This is a genomic window from Butyrivibrio sp. AE3003 (assembly GCF_000686065.1).
GTDB classification, from domain to species: domain Bacteria; phylum Bacillota; class Clostridia; order Lachnospirales; family Lachnospiraceae; genus Butyrivibrio; species Butyrivibrio hungatei_A.
The window spans coordinates 3,109,968-3,128,536 of record NZ_JMLX01000001.1 but is presented as its reverse complement, the minus strand read 5'-3'; the positions used below and the strand labels follow the sequence as shown (position 1 = coordinate 3,128,536).

At 41.6% G+C, this 18,569-nt stretch carries 20 protein-coding genes; 3 read left to right on the top strand and 17 right to left on the bottom strand.

The genetic code is table 11. The features are described from left to right. From fliS to glnA, 13 genes are all read right to left on the bottom strand, one after another. Positions 1-393 carry a flagellar export chaperone FliS gene (gene fliS / locus CD00_RS0115005; RefSeq protein ID WP_034462578.1) on the bottom strand — a complete coding sequence of 131 codons (393 nt, stop codon included), beginning with the start codon at positions 391-393 and terminating at the stop codon, positions 1-3. 71 nt (positions 394-464) lie between these two features. Beyond that, the gene (gene fliD, locus CD00_RS0115000; protein WP_026656714.1) at positions 465-2,003 is read right to left on the bottom strand and encodes a flagellar filament capping protein FliD; all 1,539 of its coding nucleotides are present in this window, start codon (positions 2,001-2,003) and stop codon (positions 465-467) included. Positions 2,004-2,082: 79 nt separating this feature from the next. Then, positions 2,083-2,556: a flagellar protein FlaG gene (locus CD00_RS0114995; protein WP_026656713.1), complete on the bottom strand. Its 474-nt coding sequence runs from the start codon at positions 2,554-2,556 to the stop codon at positions 2,083-2,085. Positions 2,557-2,745: 189 nt separating this feature from the next. Then, positions 2,746-3,930 carry a CgeB family protein gene (locus CD00_RS0114990; protein ID WP_092337250.1) on the bottom strand — a complete coding sequence of 395 codons (1,185 nt, stop codon included), beginning with the start codon at positions 3,928-3,930 and terminating at the stop codon, positions 2,746-2,748. A gap of 102 nt (positions 3,931-4,032) precedes the next feature. Continuing rightward, positions 4,033-4,248, bottom strand: coding sequence for a carbon storage regulator CsrA (gene csrA / locus CD00_RS0114985; protein ID WP_026656710.1), 216 nt, complete (start codon positions 4,246-4,248; stop codon positions 4,033-4,035). Between the two features lie 24 nt (positions 4,249-4,272). After that, entirely contained in the window at positions 4,273-4,731 is a 459-nt protein-coding gene (gene fliW, locus CD00_RS0114980) for a flagellar assembly protein FliW (protein ID WP_026656709.1), read from the bottom strand. A gap of 114 nt (positions 4,732-4,845) precedes the next feature. Next, positions 4,846-6,957: a flagellin N-terminal helical domain-containing protein gene (locus CD00_RS19570; RefSeq protein ID WP_051594236.1), complete on the bottom strand. Its 2,112-nt coding sequence runs from the start codon at positions 6,955-6,957 to the stop codon at positions 4,846-4,848. A gap of 172 nt (positions 6,958-7,129) precedes the next feature. Next, positions 7,130-8,983 (bottom strand): flagellar hook-associated protein FlgK, encoded by a 1,854-nt coding sequence (locus tag CD00_RS19565; protein WP_026656708.1) that lies wholly within the window; start codon positions 8,981-8,983, stop codon positions 7,130-7,132. 51 nt (positions 8,984-9,034) lie between these two features. After that, a complete protein-coding gene (gene flgK, locus CD00_RS0114965) occupies positions 9,035-10,693 on the bottom strand; it encodes a flagellar hook-associated protein FlgK (RefSeq protein ID WP_026656707.1) in 1,659 nt (552 codons plus the stop codon). 133 nt (positions 10,694-10,826) lie between these two features. Continuing rightward, positions 10,827-11,354, bottom strand: coding sequence for a flagellar protein FlgN (locus CD00_RS0114960; RefSeq protein ID WP_242838986.1), 528 nt, complete (start codon positions 11,352-11,354; stop codon positions 10,827-10,829). A gap of 23 nt (positions 11,355-11,377) precedes the next feature. After that, positions 11,378-11,665, bottom strand: a complete 288-nt coding sequence (flgM, locus tag CD00_RS0114955; protein ID WP_026656705.1) for a flagellar biosynthesis anti-sigma factor FlgM — start codon at positions 11,663-11,665, stop codon at positions 11,378-11,380. Positions 11,666-11,888: 223 nt separating this feature from the next. Next, positions 11,889-12,443, bottom strand: a complete 555-nt coding sequence (locus CD00_RS0114950) for an ANTAR domain-containing response regulator (protein WP_026656703.1) — start codon at positions 12,441-12,443, stop codon at positions 11,889-11,891. A gap of 54 nt (positions 12,444-12,497) precedes the next feature. Further along, entirely contained in the window at positions 12,498-13,832 is a 1,335-nt protein-coding gene (gene glnA, locus CD00_RS0114945) for a type I glutamate--ammonia ligase (RefSeq protein ID WP_026656702.1), read from the bottom strand. A gap of 389 nt (positions 13,833-14,221) precedes the next feature. Here glnA and CD00_RS19560 point away from each other — a divergent pair, with 389 nt between their 5' ends. After that, a complete protein-coding gene (locus CD00_RS19560; RefSeq protein ID WP_051594235.1) occupies positions 14,222-15,301 on the top strand; it encodes a hypothetical protein in 1,080 nt (359 codons plus the stop codon). A 50-nt stretch (positions 15,302-15,351) separates the two neighbouring features. Here CD00_RS19560 and CD00_RS0114935 read toward each other — a convergent pair whose 3' ends face one another. From CD00_RS0114935 to CD00_RS18630, 3 genes are all read right to left on the bottom strand, one after another. Continuing rightward, a complete protein-coding gene (locus CD00_RS0114935) occupies positions 15,352-15,978 on the bottom strand; it encodes a thymidine kinase (protein WP_026656701.1) in 627 nt (208 codons plus the stop codon). 68 nt (positions 15,979-16,046) lie between these two features. Continuing rightward, positions 16,047-16,904, bottom strand: a complete 858-nt coding sequence (locus tag CD00_RS0114930; RefSeq protein WP_081811933.1) for a mechanosensitive ion channel family protein — start codon at positions 16,902-16,904, stop codon at positions 16,047-16,049. Further along, positions 16,888-17,088 (bottom strand): hypothetical protein, encoded by a 201-nt coding sequence (locus CD00_RS18630; protein ID WP_034462158.1) that lies wholly within the window; start codon positions 17,086-17,088, stop codon positions 16,888-16,890. Before CD00_RS18630 ends, CD00_RS0114930 begins: the two co-directional genes overlap by 17 nt. Positions 17,089-17,326: 238 nt before the next feature. On the opposite strand from CD00_RS18630, the gene CD00_RS0114920 reads away from it, so the two are divergent. Both CD00_RS0114920 and CD00_RS0114915 read left to right on the top strand, forming a co-directional pair. Beyond that, positions 17,327-17,539: a helix-turn-helix transcriptional regulator gene (locus CD00_RS0114920; RefSeq protein WP_026656699.1), complete on the top strand. Its 213-nt coding sequence runs from the start codon at positions 17,327-17,329 to the stop codon at positions 17,537-17,539. After that, positions 17,536-18,012 carry a hypothetical protein gene (locus tag CD00_RS0114915; RefSeq protein ID WP_026656698.1) on the top strand — a complete coding sequence of 159 codons (477 nt, stop codon included), beginning with the start codon at positions 17,536-17,538 and terminating at the stop codon, positions 18,010-18,012. Before CD00_RS0114920 ends, CD00_RS0114915 begins: the two co-directional genes overlap by 4 nt. A gap of 80 nt (positions 18,013-18,092) precedes the next feature. On the opposite strand, the gene CD00_RS0114910 is transcribed toward CD00_RS0114915, so the two are convergent. Then, entirely contained in the window at positions 18,093-18,551 is a 459-nt protein-coding gene (locus CD00_RS0114910; RefSeq protein WP_242838985.1) for an Hsp20/alpha crystallin family protein, read from the bottom strand. Positions 18,552-18,569 lie beyond the last annotated feature (18 nt).

The following is an 18,569-nucleotide window of genomic DNA, read 5'->3' as shown; positions in this document are numbered from 1 at the left end:
TTATGCCTCCTTAACGGCGATGTTGTTCGCCTTCATGACTTCTACCCAGTTGTCCCTGATGGCATGCATATGCTTATTGACCTCAGCGACTATCTCTCTGTCTTTACTCATATTTGCTTCGACAAGTCTTCTTCCTATATAAGAATACATATTTTCAAAGTCCTGTGCAACAGCATACTTCATATCAAGAGTGCTTCTGAGATAATCTATGATACGTTCCGTCTTCATAATGTTTTCATGTGCCTTTGGCACATCGTTATTCTCAATCGCATAATCCGCGATATTGAGAAACTTTATTGCCCCGTCATAGAGCATAAGTGTAAGTTCCGGGCCGCTTGCACCCATTACCTTATTATTTTTATACTGAGCATAAGCTTTCTGTTGAGTTGTCATTACCGGCATATGTGTTCCCTCGCATTCTGTAAAAAAATATCCGTATAATCATAAGTCTTCATTTTATGCCATTACTGTCCTCCACCAAAGAAGCCTGCCAGAGAAGAACTGCTGCTGTTTATCTTTGAAAGAGCCGTCTCCATAGTAGAGAACTTCTTGTAGTACTTATCCTGTGCAGCCTCAAGTGCTTTCTGTGCATCTGAGATCTTGGTCGTATAAGCACTGTACTGTGAAGCCATCAGCTTATCTTCATAAATTGTAAACGCACTGCTGTATTCCGTACCCCTCATAAGATTAAAGAGCTTATCTGAAAGAGCATTCGACAACTGCATAAAAAAGCTCTGAACCATGTCGGGATCTGTTGATATTGCTGCACTTAGAAGGTCCGGATTTCCGCTGCTTGCAGAGTCATCTTTGTCACCGTCTATGTGAAGCACATCTCTCTCATTCTCATCTGTTGCAAAGTAGCTTCCCGTTGCAATACCAAATGTTGCAAGAGTGATCTTACTTGTCACTCCATCCTTTGATGTTACTTCAAAAGCCTTACTCATAATATCTTTAAGTGCATCTTTTACATTACCGATTGTCTCATCGCCGCTGAGGATTCCGTCTTTGATCTTCTTCTCCCATTCCTCAACCTCTTTATCAGACATTGCATCTTTCTGATCATCGGTAAGCATTTTGTACTTCTTGGCTTTATCTGCATTATAAAGAGTAGCAAACTCCTTCATAAGATCGTTGTACTCTTTGAGCATCTTCTTAATATTGTCGTAGATACCGCTTGTATCCTGTTTAGTCGAAAGAGTTATTCCCTTAGCTTCCTCATTAACGGTAATTGTAAGTCCGTTGATCTCAAAAGTATTTGAATCGGAATAATAATCTTCTCCGTTAAGAACTATATGAGCCCTGCTTCCCTCGATATAATTCTTTCCGTTATTAACAAAGCCCAGCCTGGACATCGCATCACCTTCGGTAACTTTAAAAGAAGCAGCTTCGCCCATCTCTTTTGATGCTACATAAAATCTTCCGTTTCCTTCGTCGTAGTTGAAGTCAAGCCTTGTATGTGTCTTGGAAGAATCTGCACTTTTGAGCTTACTGAGAACACTCTCTATAGTATCATTCTTTCCGATTGTAACTTCGATATTATCCTCAGAATCTCCGCCTATTTTAAACTTAAGTGTCTGAGTTGCAGATTCATCACTGTCCTCGGAAAAAATACCAAGTTCAGTCATAGTAGTTGTCTTAGCCGCATTCTTATTGCCGACCTGAACCTTCTCGCCTGTCAGATATGCAGCCTTTGCAAGACTCGTAACATCAAGTGTCTGAGTAGCGTTCATTGCACTTTCGCCTGTTACGATTGTTACAGCATTTGCATTTGAAGCAGTTGTAACCTTCTTTGAGTAAGCAGCCGAAAACTTCATGCTGGTCAAAGTACCGTTATAAAAATCGGTAACCTTCTTATTAAGCGCTTTTAAAGTATCCTGCTTCCAGGTAAGCTTCTTCTGCTCTCCGGTATAAGTATCAACCTTATCTTTCTTTTTCTGCGTAAGAGCTGTGATAATGCTCTCTGTATCAAGACCTGAGTTCATTCCTGTAATTCTGATAGGCATAATGTTTCTCCTTTCTCAATCCGTGAGATGTAATCGGAAATCCTTTTCCTGATAGAGCCGTTTTGTACGACTTACTATGTTACCTCTTCTCGTCAACCAAGATTCCCGCGATTTCCCAAACCTTGGCGATCATATCAAGTGTCTCATCCGGCGGAAACTCTTTTATAACCTTCTTTGTTTCCTTGTCCACCATCTTGATAGTCACTCTGTTGGTCTTCTCATGAATTCCAAAAACAGCTTCAGCGTTGGACTGAACCTTCTTGGTCATCTCAGAGATTGCCTTCTTGATCTTGGCGTTATCAGCCTGTATCTGCTCCTCTGTCTCAGCTCTCTTGCTCTGATTGCTTGCAAAATTCTGAGCAGATGACTCGTTTTTGGAGCCTGCAGTATTGTCTGCTGCCTCAACCGTAAGATCCATGTTCTGAGCTGCCGCATTTACTTCATAATCCGCAACTTCGCTCTGAGCCTGGCTCTGATTATTTACCTGTGTTTTTACCTGTGGCTGTACCTGCTGAATAAGCGGGCCAAATCCGTTAATTCCATCCATTCCCATAATCCTATACCTCCATGTCAGAATCAGGAATCACCTGTATATATCAACATTTACGTGCGTCACAAACTCGTTCCGTTATAAACATAGTATTTCTTACTGATTATATCGGCCGAAGTGCTTTATTCTTTAGTAATATGGAAAAGAAAATCGTAAATTTTAGAAAATTTTAAGACTTTCGGTCCGTAACGATCATATTTCCAGTATCTTCGGCAGTAATTTCGTATAAGCAAATTCCTCAAACACCTTTTTCTGCCCGTTTTCCGCGATAGCTTTCCTCTCATCCTCATGTTCAAGATAATATGCAGTAAGTTCAAGCATCTCTTCAGGCGTATGCGCGATCACAAGCTCTTTTCCATTCTCAAAGTACTCATCTATCTCTTTCTGGTAAGTTGTGATAAGAAATCCCCCTGCCGCAAGAACATCGAGTACACGAAGCGGAACCCCCGAGATGATGGACCTCAGCGTAATATTGAGGTTAACTTTGCTTCTCCTGAATACCATCGGCATTTTGGTTGAATAATCCGCAACTCCCAGATTGCTGACTCCTTCAATGGGCTTTGCATCAGGCATTGTATACAAAACGGTATCGAATCGCTCGCCCATTCTTTCGAGAATATGTCTTCTTTCGTTGACCGTGACCTTTTTTCGCAGCATATCACGAACAATTCTGTCATAGTCAAGATCATAATTCCCCGTATCTTCGAACTTTATATACTCGCGAAGCCTCTTTATGTGCTCAGGCGTTATCGCCTTTTCATCAGTAAAAAGATCGTGTCCGTATATCTTCTCCTGAAGAGTTATAACCGTATCTATATACTCTTTAAGACTTGGCGGAAGATATTCCACCTGATCGTAAAAGTTAAATTCGTTGTCGTAGAGATTTCCCAAAAAACATACATCATGCAGATATACTATCCTTCCGCCCGTTTCCGCATCAAGCTCCTTACAGAACCCCAAAAGCCTCTTCTCATTAACACCAAGAGGCGAGTACTTAACGGTCTCTATTCCCTTGGCTCTCATCTCATCATAGGTCCCCCTGTCAAAAACATAGACTCTGTTCACAGGATTTTTTATGGTATGTGAATCAAGCGTATAATGCGGACAGTCAAATACCCACGACACGTACGGCGTATCGTACTTCTGGCAGGCATCGGAAATGCTCGGATAATAGCAAAAGCTGTAGACTATGTCGTAATATCTTTTGCCCTCTTCTTCCTTGGTCAAAAGAGCTCTGAATTTAGCATCATCTTCATCTGTAAGTTCATAGCCACTTAGCTTGAACTTTATCACATCAACCTCGTGCCCCAGTCTCTTCATGGCGTCCATGCAGTCTTCGCCGTTAAATTCATCCCAGTAGTAGTATAGTATTCGCATTCCGTCCCTCGAATTTCCCATTCAATGAAAAAGCAATTTCCTGTGATATATAAAACTAACGGCTGCCCCTTTCCGGTAGCAGCCGCTGCAAATTCACTTTGATCAAAGCAATTTCTTGAGTTCCTCGATTCCGGATACATCTGTTGCTTCTTTATTCTCATTCTGAATCTGGATATATACTTCTTTTCTGTAAATCGGGATATCCTTGGGAGCCGCGATTCCGATCTTGATCTGGTCTCCTCTGATATCAAGTACTGTAATCTCTATATTGTTATTAATAACGATAGCTTCGTTCTTTTTTCTTGATAATGCTAACATATCCTTTCCCTCCCTATAGTATGATTAAGCTTTAGCTGCTTTGTTATTCTGCAAAATCTCATAAATAGGGAACTTAACAGGATATTCCTCATTATCAATGATTGTCTGAGAAGCCTTCATCTCTTTTGTATTGATGATAAAGGGTCCCTTAAGGTTTACTGTCATCTGCTTAAGATCATGCGGAACAGTAACCGTTACAAGCACGAGCATATCCTCATCCTGCAGATCTCCGATGTCAGCTACAGCTTCCTTATCTACCATAGGCTGATAATCCGGGCAAACAAAGAGCGGATCCATAACGGGCATTGCAAATCCGGGTTCCTCTACTGACTGCAACCACTTAATAGTGTTTGTTCCCTGCTCCTCATCGTGCATAAGTGTGAATCTCTTAAGATCAGGAAAACCGATTATTCCATTTGGAAAAGAAATGATCTTACTATCTTCAATCTCAACCTCTCCAAAGATTCTAGTGTTTAATTTCATGCTGTAACCTCCATAATCCTGATAAAAAATGTTATTTATCACTATTTAATTATATACGTAAAAACGTACAATTACCATACTTATTATAATCTTGATGATATAAGAAATTCTTCATCAAATATAATTCATAAGCGATGTCTGGCTGATCTTACCTGTCGCCATAAGGCTCGCCTCATATGTCACCTGTGCGGATGTAAGCTGTGTGACCGTAGTTGCAAGATCGATATCCTCGTTCTCAGACTGAAGTGACTGGAATGTCGTTGTCTGTGTCATAAGTCTTGAATTTACAAGGTCAAGTCGCTTAGATCTTGTTCCGTTGTCGGTAACGGCTATATTTGCGGTATCGAGAGCTCCCTGGAGAGATGTTATCTTGTGCTCAAACTCTTTCTGAATACCCTCTCTCTGATAGTTATATGCCTTTTGAGCTGCTGAAAGCTCTGCGTCTATCTTATTCCATTCAGCAGATTCTTTGGCTGCACCGGACAACTTTTCTTCAAGTGTCTTAATTGTGGCCTTTATCTGTTTGAGTGTTCCGAGCATATTTGAAAGATCGTCGATATCTCTTTTTACACCTGTTGTGAAAACCGCATCTGCTGTGGTATTGACAACAACCGACTGTGCGAATCCCACGTCATAAGCGATGTCATGGGCTGCCGATCCTTTATTATAAAGTATTTTCTTACCATTGTCATCGGTATATGTACAGTTGAAGAGGTTCTGAGGTCTTATGTCTCCGCTGTCCCACTCTTTTTTATCATAGACAACATTGATCGCATTGGCGTTGATAAGTTTGGGCAGTGTTGCAAGCTTATCGGACAGCTCTTTATTCAAAAGAACTTCTCCCGTAGCCGCATTCAAATATGCCACTGAACCGGTAGGTGTAGAGTCGATCGTCTTGTAAACCTCATCAATATCTTCTTCGCTTGTAGTTGTGTAGATTATGTTTGATGAAGGTATCTCAAGTGTTGTCTCTTTATATGACGAATACACACTTCCGTTTGCTGTAACATTGATTATGTTTCTTGTGACTGTTCTGTCGACATTATTTGTGACGCTTCCGTCAGTAACAGTATATGTGCCGTCACTGTTAATTACCGCAGTTGCAATCCTTCCGTCATATTCAAGTTTCATGTTGTAAGTCTGGCCAATTGCATCAACCAAAGGAAGCTTAAAGCTGACTCTTTCACCCTGTTCATTTGTAAATGTAAGTGTTGTCTTCTGAACCGTCTCTGTCGAAGCAGTACCGGATTCGATATTGGAGCTCTGATGAGATGTATCATAAACTCCGTTCTTGTCTACAACAAACTCATATTCAGTGACGCCTTCAGTTGCCTTTATGTTATGAGATCCATCGGCGTTACTTGTGACGTTATAAACAATACCTTCACTTGTGACCGTATATGATTCACCTTTTTCAAGTCCGTCAAGCGTCGGAAGCGATACATGATGAGTTGCCCCAAGTGCTGTTGTATATGTAAGCTTTATAAGCTCTGCATTTCCGTTTACCGAACTTGTTGCGGGCTGCTTGAGATTCTCTCTCCACTTAAGTGAAGGTGCCGAGAAATCATTGTCGCCGCTTCTGTAATTCAGGTTATCGTAGGAAAGCCTTATCTTACCGACATTGTACTCAACAATATTACTCTCCTCTACGACAGCCTCTGTACTCTGTGCCAAAAGATTTGTGGACTCAAGCTTGCTCATTCCCGCCACTCTGCTTGAAGTTGAAACGTCTGTAGCGTTAAACTCATCATTTATGCCTGTGTAATCAGCAGTTGTAGTTGTAGAAAAAGTAAGCGATGTATCTGTTCTATAACCTGTAAAGATATATCTTCCGGCATAGTCCACATTACCTGTTGCATAGTATTCTTTCGAAAGAGCCTCCATCTGCGCAACAATCGTATCCAGATCGTCTACCGTAAGATCCTTGTTGGCTCCCTTTGTTGCCTGTTTAACGGCATCGGTAAGTACCGAAGTAACCGTAGACAAAGCATCTGCTGTTACATCGAGCCAGCTTTCTGCATCTTTTGCATTCTTCTCATAATATTGTGAAAGCTGAGTAACATTGCTTCTAAGGCGCAATGCTCTTATAGCGATAACAGGATCATCTGAGGGTCTTGTTATCTTCTTTCCGGTTGCAAGCATGGTGTTGAGCTGATCCTCAGTGATCTTGTTGTTATTGATATTATAAAGTGAATTATTCTGCATTATCTTATTCGTAATACGCATGGTAAAAAAGACCTCCGTATGAAGACCATCCTTAGTCAAAAACAATGCGCATCCGTGCAGCATCTCACTTTGTATATTAGTTCACTATGAATATCGGCAGGCACACCGCATTTCTTAATATCTATTAATGAAAAAAAGCTAAAGCCGGCCTGCTTTAGCTTTTTTATTATTCTTAAACTCCTGTCTGGAGTATCAGTCTGTCATAGATCTCTGTAAGCGTCTGTATCATCTTAGACGAGAGATTGTAGGCATTCTGAAACTTAACGAGGTTTGCTGCTTCCTCGTCTTCATCTACTCCGGAATCGGAATTTCTCTGCTTATCGATAGTCGTTTCGAGAGCAGTGTAGGTTTTTTCAAGAGTTCCCGAATTGCTGGTATTGAGCGCTACATCGGCAAGAACTTTTGTAAGGAACTCTCCTGATGTGGCTCCCCTGAATATCTTTGCCGTGTTGAACATATCTCTTAATTTCGTGAGGTTTCCAAATTCTGATTCACCCTCAGTAACGTCGGCTCTTGTCGCAAGTCTGCCTGCATCCTTAAGGAGAACACCATTCACCTCAAAATTGCCTCCGCGAAGCATGTAATATCCCTTATTCTCAGATTTTTCCGTAAGCTGATCGTATGAATACTGTGCTGCCGAATTCATATCGATTCCTCCGGTAAGAAGGAATTGTCCGGGTTTCTCATCGGAATCTGAAGGATAACCCGTGGTCATTATCCCATTTACAGCCGATGAAAACTGTCTTATCCACTCATTCATCTGAGAGAGATAATAAGGAATTCCCTGATAGTCGTTAAATTTGCCAACAGACACTTTTCTGTGCGCTTCAGGCATGCTCTTTAGCGTGTCACCGTCTATTGTAAATGTATATGTATCTTTTCCGTCATATTCCCAACTGTCGTATCTGTAATCCTGATCTCCGATATGAATCGCGCCCTCAATGGGAAGCGTGCACTTAGTCATATCCATAAGGTTCTTGTCGGTAACTTTTACGGTCACCTTGACGGGACGCGACTCGCCGTCAACAACCGTGCAGTCTCCGTTGAAGTAATGGCCGTTATTTCCGTCTCTTACCGCAAGAAGTCCCTGAAGCTCTCCGCCGATAAGCATTGAATCAATTGCAAAATCAGAAAGTTCCGCTATGTTGTCTCCATCCTTATAGCTTGCACTTCCCCACTTAATATCATAAAGTCCGTCAATATCATTCTGGTTCGTAGATCCGTCCGACGGTCTCGAAACACAGACCATCTGTCTGAATTCGTAAGTATCAACGAGTTCATATCCGCCGGCAACCCAGACCTGGTAACGTGTTGCGCCCGTTTCTCTGTCAGGCTGTGTATCATCGACGATAGCTGTTTCTTTTACTTCTACCGATACCAATTTGGAAAGATCGTCTATAAGAACATCTCTTTTATCCCTGAGTTCGTTTGCGGTCGTTCCCGTCATCTCGATTACGTTGATCTGCTTGTTGATGGAAGCAACTTCCTGAGCTATCGATGTGATTCTGTCAGCACAGAGTTTGATTTCAGCATTTACGTCAGCCTGTGCACCCTGAAGGTTATTATATGCATTGTTAAAGTACTCGGTGATACTCTGCATTTGTGATATAAATGTACTCTTTGACTCTGTCGTTCCCGCTGCAGTCATTACCGACTGAAGTGAAGCACTCATCTTGGTAAAAAGAGATGAGAAGCCGGTCGTTCCGTTGTCATCAAGGTACTGCTCGATAAGCTTGTTGTAATAGTTCTTCTGGCTCACATTTCCAAGGAGCTGTTCGTTATTTCTGAACTTAACATCATAGAAACTGTCGCGGATTCTTTCAATCGCTATAGTATCAACACCTGCACCTGCACAGCCATACTTTGCAAATACCCTGATAGCATCTGAAGCTTCCTGTTTAACCTTCTGCCTGCTGTATCCATCGGTATTTACATTAGATATGTTGTTTGCTGTTGTGTTAAGTGCTGCATTTGCGGCTCTTAGTCCGGATGCTGCAATATTAAGTCCAAAAAATGTCGATGTCATAATCTCTTCCCTCCGACATATTTACCATGTGTGCCAAAATTACCGTCAAAGTCACGATCCAAGTGTTGATACCAGGTGTTCAAGCATCTCACTTACTACGTTTATGTATCTGCTTGATGCGTTGTATGCGTTCTGAAACTGGATCATAAATTCAAGTTCCTCATCACTTGATACGCCGACGATCTGCTCTCTTGCGGCAGATATAGATGAAACGGTCTGCTCCTGAGCTTCCGCAACGCTTTTAAGCTTATCTCCCGTGTTGGCTATCTGTGAAACAAGGCTATTGTAATACGACAGGATGTCATTTCTTGTATAAACATTTGGATTTAAAGTATAATCCGATTTTGTAAAAGCTTCTTTTAAAGCCGTAACAGTTGCTGTATCTTCGTTTCCCTCAACTGTTCTGTATGTGAATGTCGTGGGATCCGTCAAAAGAATCGGATTAACCTGTGCATTCTTTATAGTAAATCCTGTCTTTATACTTCCTGCAGGATGCTTGTCATCTATCTTGTAGGCCAATGCATCTTCTTCGTTTGATACTATGAACATCGTGTAATCCGACGCTCTTCCGAGTGAATTGTCCATAGTCGCAGGATTGCTCTCCGCATCTTCCATGACTTTATTGATCGCAGTCATAACATTGTGTATCAGCTGATCGAATTCCGCTTCTACATTCATAATGACCGACTGTGAAATATTGCTTTTATAATAATCTGTGCTCTCTACAATGTCGTGATAAGACGCATGGTGATCTCCTCTTGCAAGAAGAACCGCTTTGAGCTTACCTATATCGGTATCTGTGGCTGTAGAAACCGGCTGAGTCAGGTCAAAAAGATGTGCTCCCTCGATTGAAGTAACAATTTCTTTTCCCTCTCTGTCATATTCCTTGACCGCAGCATACTCCCAATAAGGTGTGGCATATCCCACGCTGCTCTCGAGCTTAACATCGATTCCTATATGATTTACATGATCGGTGGTTATGAAACTCGATCCTTCAAAAAGAACCGATACATTACCGAAAATGTCTTCCGAATAATCTATTTTTCCATATTGACCGAGTTTATCGAGAAGATTGTTTCTTGTATCTCTAAGGTCATTTGCCTTTTCTTCTCTTCCGGATTCAATATTTACAATCTCTTCATTTAAAGCCCTAATCTTATCGCCAATATCATTTATATTTTTAACTATGTCGGAAACAGAGGCATCCAGGTTGTCCTGATATGAAACAAAGCCGTCATACACGCTCTTTGCTTTTGTCAGAAACTCATTTGCCCTCGTCACAAGCGCACTCTGCGTAACCGCTGATGTAGGATCCTTGGCAAGTTCCTGCACGGATGTCCACAGATTATTTAAAGATTCACTGAACTCTGTTCCGTTCATCTCCTGAAGCTGATCTTCTATCTCTTCAAGAGCTTTCTGAGAAATATCGTAATATGAGTATCTTCCCGATTCTTTTCTGTAAGCTTTGTCAAGGAAAACATCCCTTACCTGCTTACAATTATTATATTCAACGCCTGTTCCTATCTGCTTCCAGGCAATACATTCATTTTTCTTCTCAAGAGTCTGATATGCCCTTGTTCCCTGTGATATCTGCTGTCTTGTATATCCTTCGGTATCAAGGTTTGCCATATTGTGTGCAGTTGTATTAAGTGCGTTCTGCGATGTCTGCAACCCTGATGTGCCGACATATAAGTTCGCCATGAGGGACATATATCTTTCCTCCTGATCTTTATAGGTCTTTTAATGCATTTTTTTGCACAAAAAAGACACTACAGTTTTTCATTTAGTTACCAAAGGGGGTTATCTACATGCATCTGTACCACTTTCATGCTCATGTGATACATTACTGCTTTGCATCAAACCCGCCCGATGTGTAACCAAGACATTCACCTGTAGTGCCTAAAGCTCTTGAATAATTTGCTGTTTCCGGAGCTCTTTTTGAGGCCTGGATGATATTCATCTCGAATTGGACCATCTCAAGTGAACTGCGCAGCAGCTCCTGATTCTGTCCGTTTACACGTCTGACATCTCCTGCAACACCAACGAGCCTATCGCGTTGCACTGCCAGTTTTTTCTGATCGACAGGTCTTTTTTCCAATACTTCGATCAGATCGGTCAGTTTCAATGAATTAACATCCTTGTTAAGTACGTTTGCGATATCCTTCATTGCCTCTTCGCGCTTTTTCTCAAGAGACTGGATATTACCTATTACGCACTGCTCCTCATCCGTGATTTTCGCAAGTGCCTCAAGATTTCCTTCGATTATTATGGAAGTCTTTTGGCTAGATAACCCCAGTAAATTTTCGTACATTGTACACTCCTGCTCGAGCACGTCGACCAGATTTTCCATTAAGCTTGCCACCGGAATCATCCTCCTGGATTATTTGTATTTAATTATAACAAGCCATTTGCTTCTTCAAATTTAGCGAGTAATTTGTCAGCAAATGCTTCTCCGCTTACATCATAAGTGCCGTTCTTTACAGCAGCCTTAAGCGAAGCAACCAGATCTTCTCTGACATCAGGAGTAGCCTTAACAGCCTGCTTAGCAACCTGAATATCTTTTCCTATAGAAGAAAACGAAACAGTATCTCTTACATCGCTTGTCTTCTTAGTCTGCTGAGTCTTGTTTACTTTGTTGTTTGAGTAGATCTGCTGAACTTGATTGTACGCTTCTATACGCATATCTTTTCCTCCTTCCTTGGAGCATTTTGTACTTCTTACTACATTTATCGGAAGAAGTTTCCATAACTTTAGTTCTGAGTAAAAAATAATTTTCCCACGGAATTTTTGTAAGTTATGGTTCAAACGCCCAAGGTATGCACCCTTTTTCACCCTACATTAATTTTATCGGACATATTACGCAAAACTTTAGATTAATTTTATAAAAAAGATCAAAAAACTTCAATTAAATTGCCGAGAGCGAAATAACCATCTCCGCCGTCTCTTTTAGATTGGTTCCCGAGTCCATTGCGCACTTCTGGAGGTATCTGTGCGCTTCCGGCTCTGTCATATGGTGCCTGTCCATCAGAATCTCTTTTGCCTGATTTATTATCTTCTTGTCCTCATCGGACCTGCCCTCTTTCTTTGCCTTCTCTTTTGCCTTTTTTCTACTTCTTGTAACGCCCTCAAGCATGAGTTCAAGGGTGGAAAAAAGATCCGACTTCTTGAGCGGAGTCGGCAGATATACCAGTTTATCTCCGCAATTATCAAGTGGAGCCTTGTCAGGCGATGCTATCATCAGCATCTGAAAGAACTTGGGAAGATCGACGGCAAGCTCCGAATAGAGCATGTCACTTAAGCGGTAGCCACTGATAACGACTCCGCTCCCCAAATCTTCCATAGCAGAAAGAGCCTGCGCTCCCGAAGTGCAGGTAACCATTCCGTCATATCCGCCACGGCTTAATATGCTTTTGAAATTTTGCGCATCTTCCGATTTCGCAAACACAATGATTATATTCACAAATAAGCCTCAAGTTTCCATAAATTAATATTTTTACGAACCCCAAATCTATTATCAGAAGATGTTGAGGTATCTTCCAATCTCCCACTGGGTTACGCATGTGCGGAAATCTTTCCACTCTTTGCGTTTTGCATCAAGCATTTTATTAAATATGGAATTGCCGAGAACTTCTTTTACAAATTCATCATCCTGATAAGCGTCAATGGCTTCACCGAGTGTCATAGGAAGTGTCTCAAGTCCGCTCTCTCTGAGATCGTCATAGGTCGCGTTCTTGAGATTATCACCAAGTTCTTCGGGAGGAGTCATCTTCTTTTCTATACCATCCATACCCGCTGCGAGAATAAGCGCGATTGCAAGGTAAGGATTACATGTAGAATCGGGATTTCTGAGCTCGATTCTTGTATCCTGTCCGCGCTTTGAAGGTATTCTGATAAGAGCGCTTCTGTTGGCGCCCGAAGAAGACCATGAGATATTGACGGGAGCATCGTATCCCGGAACAAGTCTCTTATATGAATTGACGATAGGATTGGTAACAAGTGTCATTGCCTTAACATGGCTGAGAACTCCTGCAATAAAGTATTTGGCTATATCCGAAAGCCCACCGTTGTCATCTACAAATATGTTATTGCCGTTCTTGTCATGCGCAATGATATTTATATGCATGCCCGATCCGCTGATTCCCTCTGTAGGCTTGGGCATAAAGGTAGCGTAAAGGCCATGCTTCTTGGCGATTGTCTTAACTGCCATTCTGAAAGTCATGATCATATCTGCTGTTCGCTCTGCATCCTCTTCTCTAAAGTCGATTTCATGCTGTGCCGGCGCAATCTCATGATGCGAAGATGAGATATCAAAACCAAGTTCTTCCAGGTTAAGGATGATGTCTCTTCTTACGTTCTCACCCTGATCTGCGGGAGCAACGTCGAAATATCCGCCTTTTTCATGTGTCTTGTTTGTCGGTCTTCCCTCATCGTCATAATCAAATAAGAAGAATTCCGGCTCAGGATTGAGTTTAAAGTTAAGCCCCATTTTCTCAGCTTTTTTTACCACTTCATGAAGAACATTTCGTGAATCTCCCATGAAAGGTTTTCCGTCAACCGTATAGACATTGCAGAACATCCTCGCAACCTTGCCCGCCTGCGGTCTCCATGGATATATCTCAAAGCTGTCAAGATCGGGATATAAGTACATATCACTCTCGTCACTTCTGACAAATCCTTCAACCGATACGCCATCAAACATGCACTCGTTATTAAGCGCGCATTCAAGCTGACTTGCAGCAATGGCGATGTTTTTGGGAATTCCGAAGATATCACAGAACTGAAGCCTTATAAAAGCTACGTCCTCTTCCTCAACGATACGGAAAATGTCTTCTTTGGTATATTTGCTCATATTGTCCTCCATTATAAAAAGGGCACCTCAAACAGCGAGCTCTCCTGCTCGTGTTAAAGGCGCCCTTGCCGTTCACATTTACTTCCTATATATTAATATTCTTTGGTTTGATGTGTCAATCGATTATTTTGAACCAAAACTATCGCATCCGATATCTGCCTGTTATCTTAATTTTATTATATATTTGTACGAATTCCCTAATATAAGCCTGCGTCCTTACCGATATATATTGTGAAATATCCACGCGCCGGTGCAATAACGGCACGCGGCATATTGAGCTACGGAAAGCATGGATCTTCAAGGAGGATTGTTAATCTTCAGCTTTGGAGGTTCACTTTTTTTGCGCAAAAAGCATGAACCTTCAGGCTAACAAACGGAGGGAAAGAACCATGAAAATTGCACAAAGTAACGTAAACCTGATGTCGAGTTCGTCATACAGTGAAGGGCATTCTGTGAGTGTGTCAATAAGCACTGTTCCACGCGGAAGTTTCAGCGACAGCCTTGAATCTCAGAAACAGAAAGTTACATCTGATGATTTTTCGACATCCACCGGCGAATTTGCCTTGGGAAGTGAAAACTACAACTCGCTGAAGCCTTCAATGACGAGAAGCCTGAACACAACAACCGGCTCTCTTGAAGATCAGCTGATGGCCATAAGGACTTCACTTCTCGAACGGATTCTCCGCTTCATGAGGATTCTTGGCGGCGATGATATGAGTGAAAGCTTCGGTCAATCATTAGATAATATGTCGGGAATGATCGGAGCCGGCGGATTTATGTCCGTAACGACCGTGACCGAGAGCCATTTTGAAGAAGAGGCTGTATCCTTTGAAGGCACGGGAACCGCTCTTACAGAAGACGGCCGAAGTATTGATTTTGGAGTTAAATTCTCCATGTCATCAAGGTTTGTACACGAATCCGGCATAAGCATCGCAAGCCCCAAAAACTTCCTGGATCCGCTTACGATCAATGTCGGCAGCGAAGTAACATCAATAAGCGATCAGACCTTCTTCTTTGACATTAACTGCGACGGGAAAGAGGATAAAATTTCGAATCTGCCAAAAGGTACAGGTTTCCTTGCCCTTGATAAAAATGGCGACGGGCATATAAACGACGGCTCGGAACTTTTCGGCGCAAAAAGTGGAAACGGCTTCAAAGACCTGTCCGCATATGATCATGACGGAAACGGTTGGATTGATGAAAACGACGATGTATACAACGCTCTCAAAGTCTGGATTCGTAACGAAGACGGTACCGATACGCTTCTTTCGTTAAAAGAAGCCGATGTCGGTGCAATTTATCTTGGAAGTGCCATAACAGACTACAGCTTACGGGACAGTTCTTTTAACACAGCTGCAAAGCTACGCGCAAGCGGTGTATTCCTAAAAGAAAGCGGAGGCGTGGGAGTCGTCCAGCAGATTGATATGGCGACTCACGAAGAAGCTTTAGAAAATCGATCCATTTCATAAAACAAATACGGAGGCCGGTTCAGTGTCTTACCGGCGCTCCGTATTTTTCATTAATTCATTTTGGTTCCGTCCGAGAGCTCACGCTCTCTCTTGCCATATACCTCTCCGCTTAAGAAATGACGTCTGCAAAGTGATACGTAGGATTCATTTCCTCCTACCATAACCTGCTCGCCTGTTCGGACGATCTTGCCGTCACTGACTCTCGCATTGAAGTGTGCGCGGCGTCCGCACCAGCACACGGTCGGAACTTCTTCAATATAGTTTGCTATTTCCATGAGTCTCTTGGATCCCGGGAAAAGATGACTTGTAAAATCGGTACGAAGTCCGTAGCAAATAACAGGAAGATCGTATCTATCAACAACTTCCGCAAGAATATCCACCTGTTCTTCAGTAAGAAACTGCGCTTCATCAACAATCACGCAGTCAAGCTCTTTCCAGCCTTCCGCTTTTCCCGTAAACCACTCATTTTTTACTTCATCAATGAATTCTTCTACAAATGTCGCCTCAGCGCTAAGCCCCATTCTGGACTTGACGATTTTTTCTCCGTCCCTGTCATCGGTCTTAGGCTTTAGCAAAATACATTTTTGCCCCTTCTCGATGTAGTTGTACTGCACCATCAGCGCATTGGCTGTCTTTGAGCTCCCCATTGCCCCGTATCTGAAATATAACTTTCCCATACCTTCTCCCGTGTCTATGTATAATTGCGCTATGCCTTTGTATCACGCTTTTTTAGCTTTTATGCGCATCAGTTTTGTTTCTCATTTGAGTTGATAAGAACAAGTTTGTTGTAAGGAATCTCGATTCCCGCTTTTGCAAATCTCTTCATTATCTCTACAAGACAGTCAGAGCATGCCTTCGGGTTATCCTTGAAATCTTCCGTCTCAACGAGTGCCCTTAATGTGACGCCGCTATCATCGCAGCTCTTACACAAAACCGTCGGTCTTCCTCCATGATGCACCGGATGCTCAACAATAACGTCAGCCATGATATCCATAGCCTTCTGCATATCCGTTCCATACGCCACAGAAATCACTATCGGAAAAGAAAACGATTCTTCCTGAGTGTAATTGATGATAGTCGCCGAACCAACTGTAGAATTGGGAATGTAAATAATCTCGTTCTGATAAGTCTTGATAACCGTGTGTCTCAACGTGATGTTCTCAACATAACCGGGATCGATAGAGTCAATCTTAATCCTGTCTCCGACATCAAAGGGTCTGGATCTCGATGCCGAAATCGCAATACCTGCAAATACATTGGCAAGTGTTGACTGGGCTGCAAGACCGAGGACAGCGGCAATAAGTGCGGATGATGTAGCGACACCTCTCCAGATCTTGGAAAATGCCGGCACATTTCCAATAACAGTTGTTAGAGCAAGTCCCCATATGACCGTAGTTATAATACCTCTCAAAAAAATAAGATGAATTTTACCGCGAAGTCTTTCCTTACTGATATATTTATTGAGTAAAAGATTTATGACATAAGCGCATAGGATCGGCAAAACATACTTTGAACCGTATTCAAGTATTTCCATCACCCATTTAAACTCGTCTTCTTTCCCCTGCCCAACAAACTCTAAAACACACTCAAGCATCTTCATCATCCATCTCCTCAAATGCGATCATAGAATCGATAATGTCTTCAAAGTCCTCTCGCAGTTCTTCAAGAGTGTCACCTTCATATGTATAGGTTTTTCCGTCGATTACAACTTCACCTGTATAGTAATCGCAGTTTTTGTCGTAATTAACGGTACCTGTATATCCTTCATATTCAAATTCTTTTTCCATTTATTATTCGTCTCTTTCTTTTTTCTTAGCAAATTACTATAAGCATTGTAAATCATTCATAGCCGAATTTAAAGAATATCATGGAAAAATCGTGATTTCGAACATGCTTGCCTTCATTAAGTCATAAGTACCGATTTTACTCATGAGAAAGTTTTTTGCAAAGTATGCTTGACATTTTATGCAAAGTAGACTATGCTAAATATGCAAAGCGAGCTTGGCAAAAAGTAATGAGGTATCAATGAAGAACAAAATAAAAGAATTGCGAAAAGCAAATAAGCTATCACAATCAGAACTTGCCGACATTGTCGGAACAACCAGACAGACAATTACTTCCATTGAAGTTGGCAAATACACTGCTTCATTGGGACTGGCATATAAGATAGCGCACCATTTTAACATGACAATTGAAGAAGTATTTGATTTCAGCAGCTTGGAGGATGAAAACTTATGACTAACACCGGAAAAGAAAGAATCAAAGCATCAATAAAGAAAAAAATCACTGCATATGCATTAGTGGCATTTTTAAGTAGCGCTTTACTCATTATTTCCCAAAGACCATCTATAGCTTCGCTTTATGCAAAATCAGGGCATGCTGATTTTATGCAGGGTTTTGTGGTCGGAATGGTTATCGCCATAGAAATAGTATGCGTTTATCAGATTTCTAAATATATAAATGCTCTTAAAGATGAAAAAAAGCTTATTAGAATCTACAATGAGCTCAACGATGAACGTTTATGTCAGATTGAATCATTATCCGGCAAATCCGCAGTTGAATTTACCGCAATTGTTCTTCTGATCCTTGCGCTTATTGTAAGCTTCATAAGCTTCGAAGCTACAATCGCATTTTTAGCTGCATTAACTATTCTTTTTATCACAAAGAAATCATGCTCAATTTACTATACAAGAACTTATTCAGGCGAATAAAATAGTTGTTCGCACTCCATAAAATATCCCGGCATTCTATTTGAATCATAGAATGCCGGGATATTTATTACTTCTTATAATCAATCCTTAACCTCGATCTTCACAGCCTCCTCTTTCTCTGGAATAGCTTCCTTCTTGGGGATGTTGACCGTAAGAACACCGTTCTTGTACTGAGCTATGATATCTTCAGGTTTAAGTCCCGGTGTACGGAAGGATCTCTGGTACGAAGAGCTTCTTCTCTCACGACGGATGTACTTGCCGTTCTCATTCTTCTCATCCTTGTTCTCATTATGTGTAGCACTGATGGTAAGCACTTCGTTCTTAAGGTCGATATTGATATCTTCCTTGTTAAATCCCGGAAGCTCGGCTTCAAGCTGATAACTGTTATCTTTCTCGATGACGTCAGTCTTCATAAGACCTGATGCCGGCTCGAAGTTCTTCTCAATAAGTCCGGAATCATACATGTCACCGAATAATCTGCCACCAAAGAAGTCATCCATCTCGTCAAACAAATTATTGTTACTCCATAACATAGGCATCAACATAAGTCATCACTC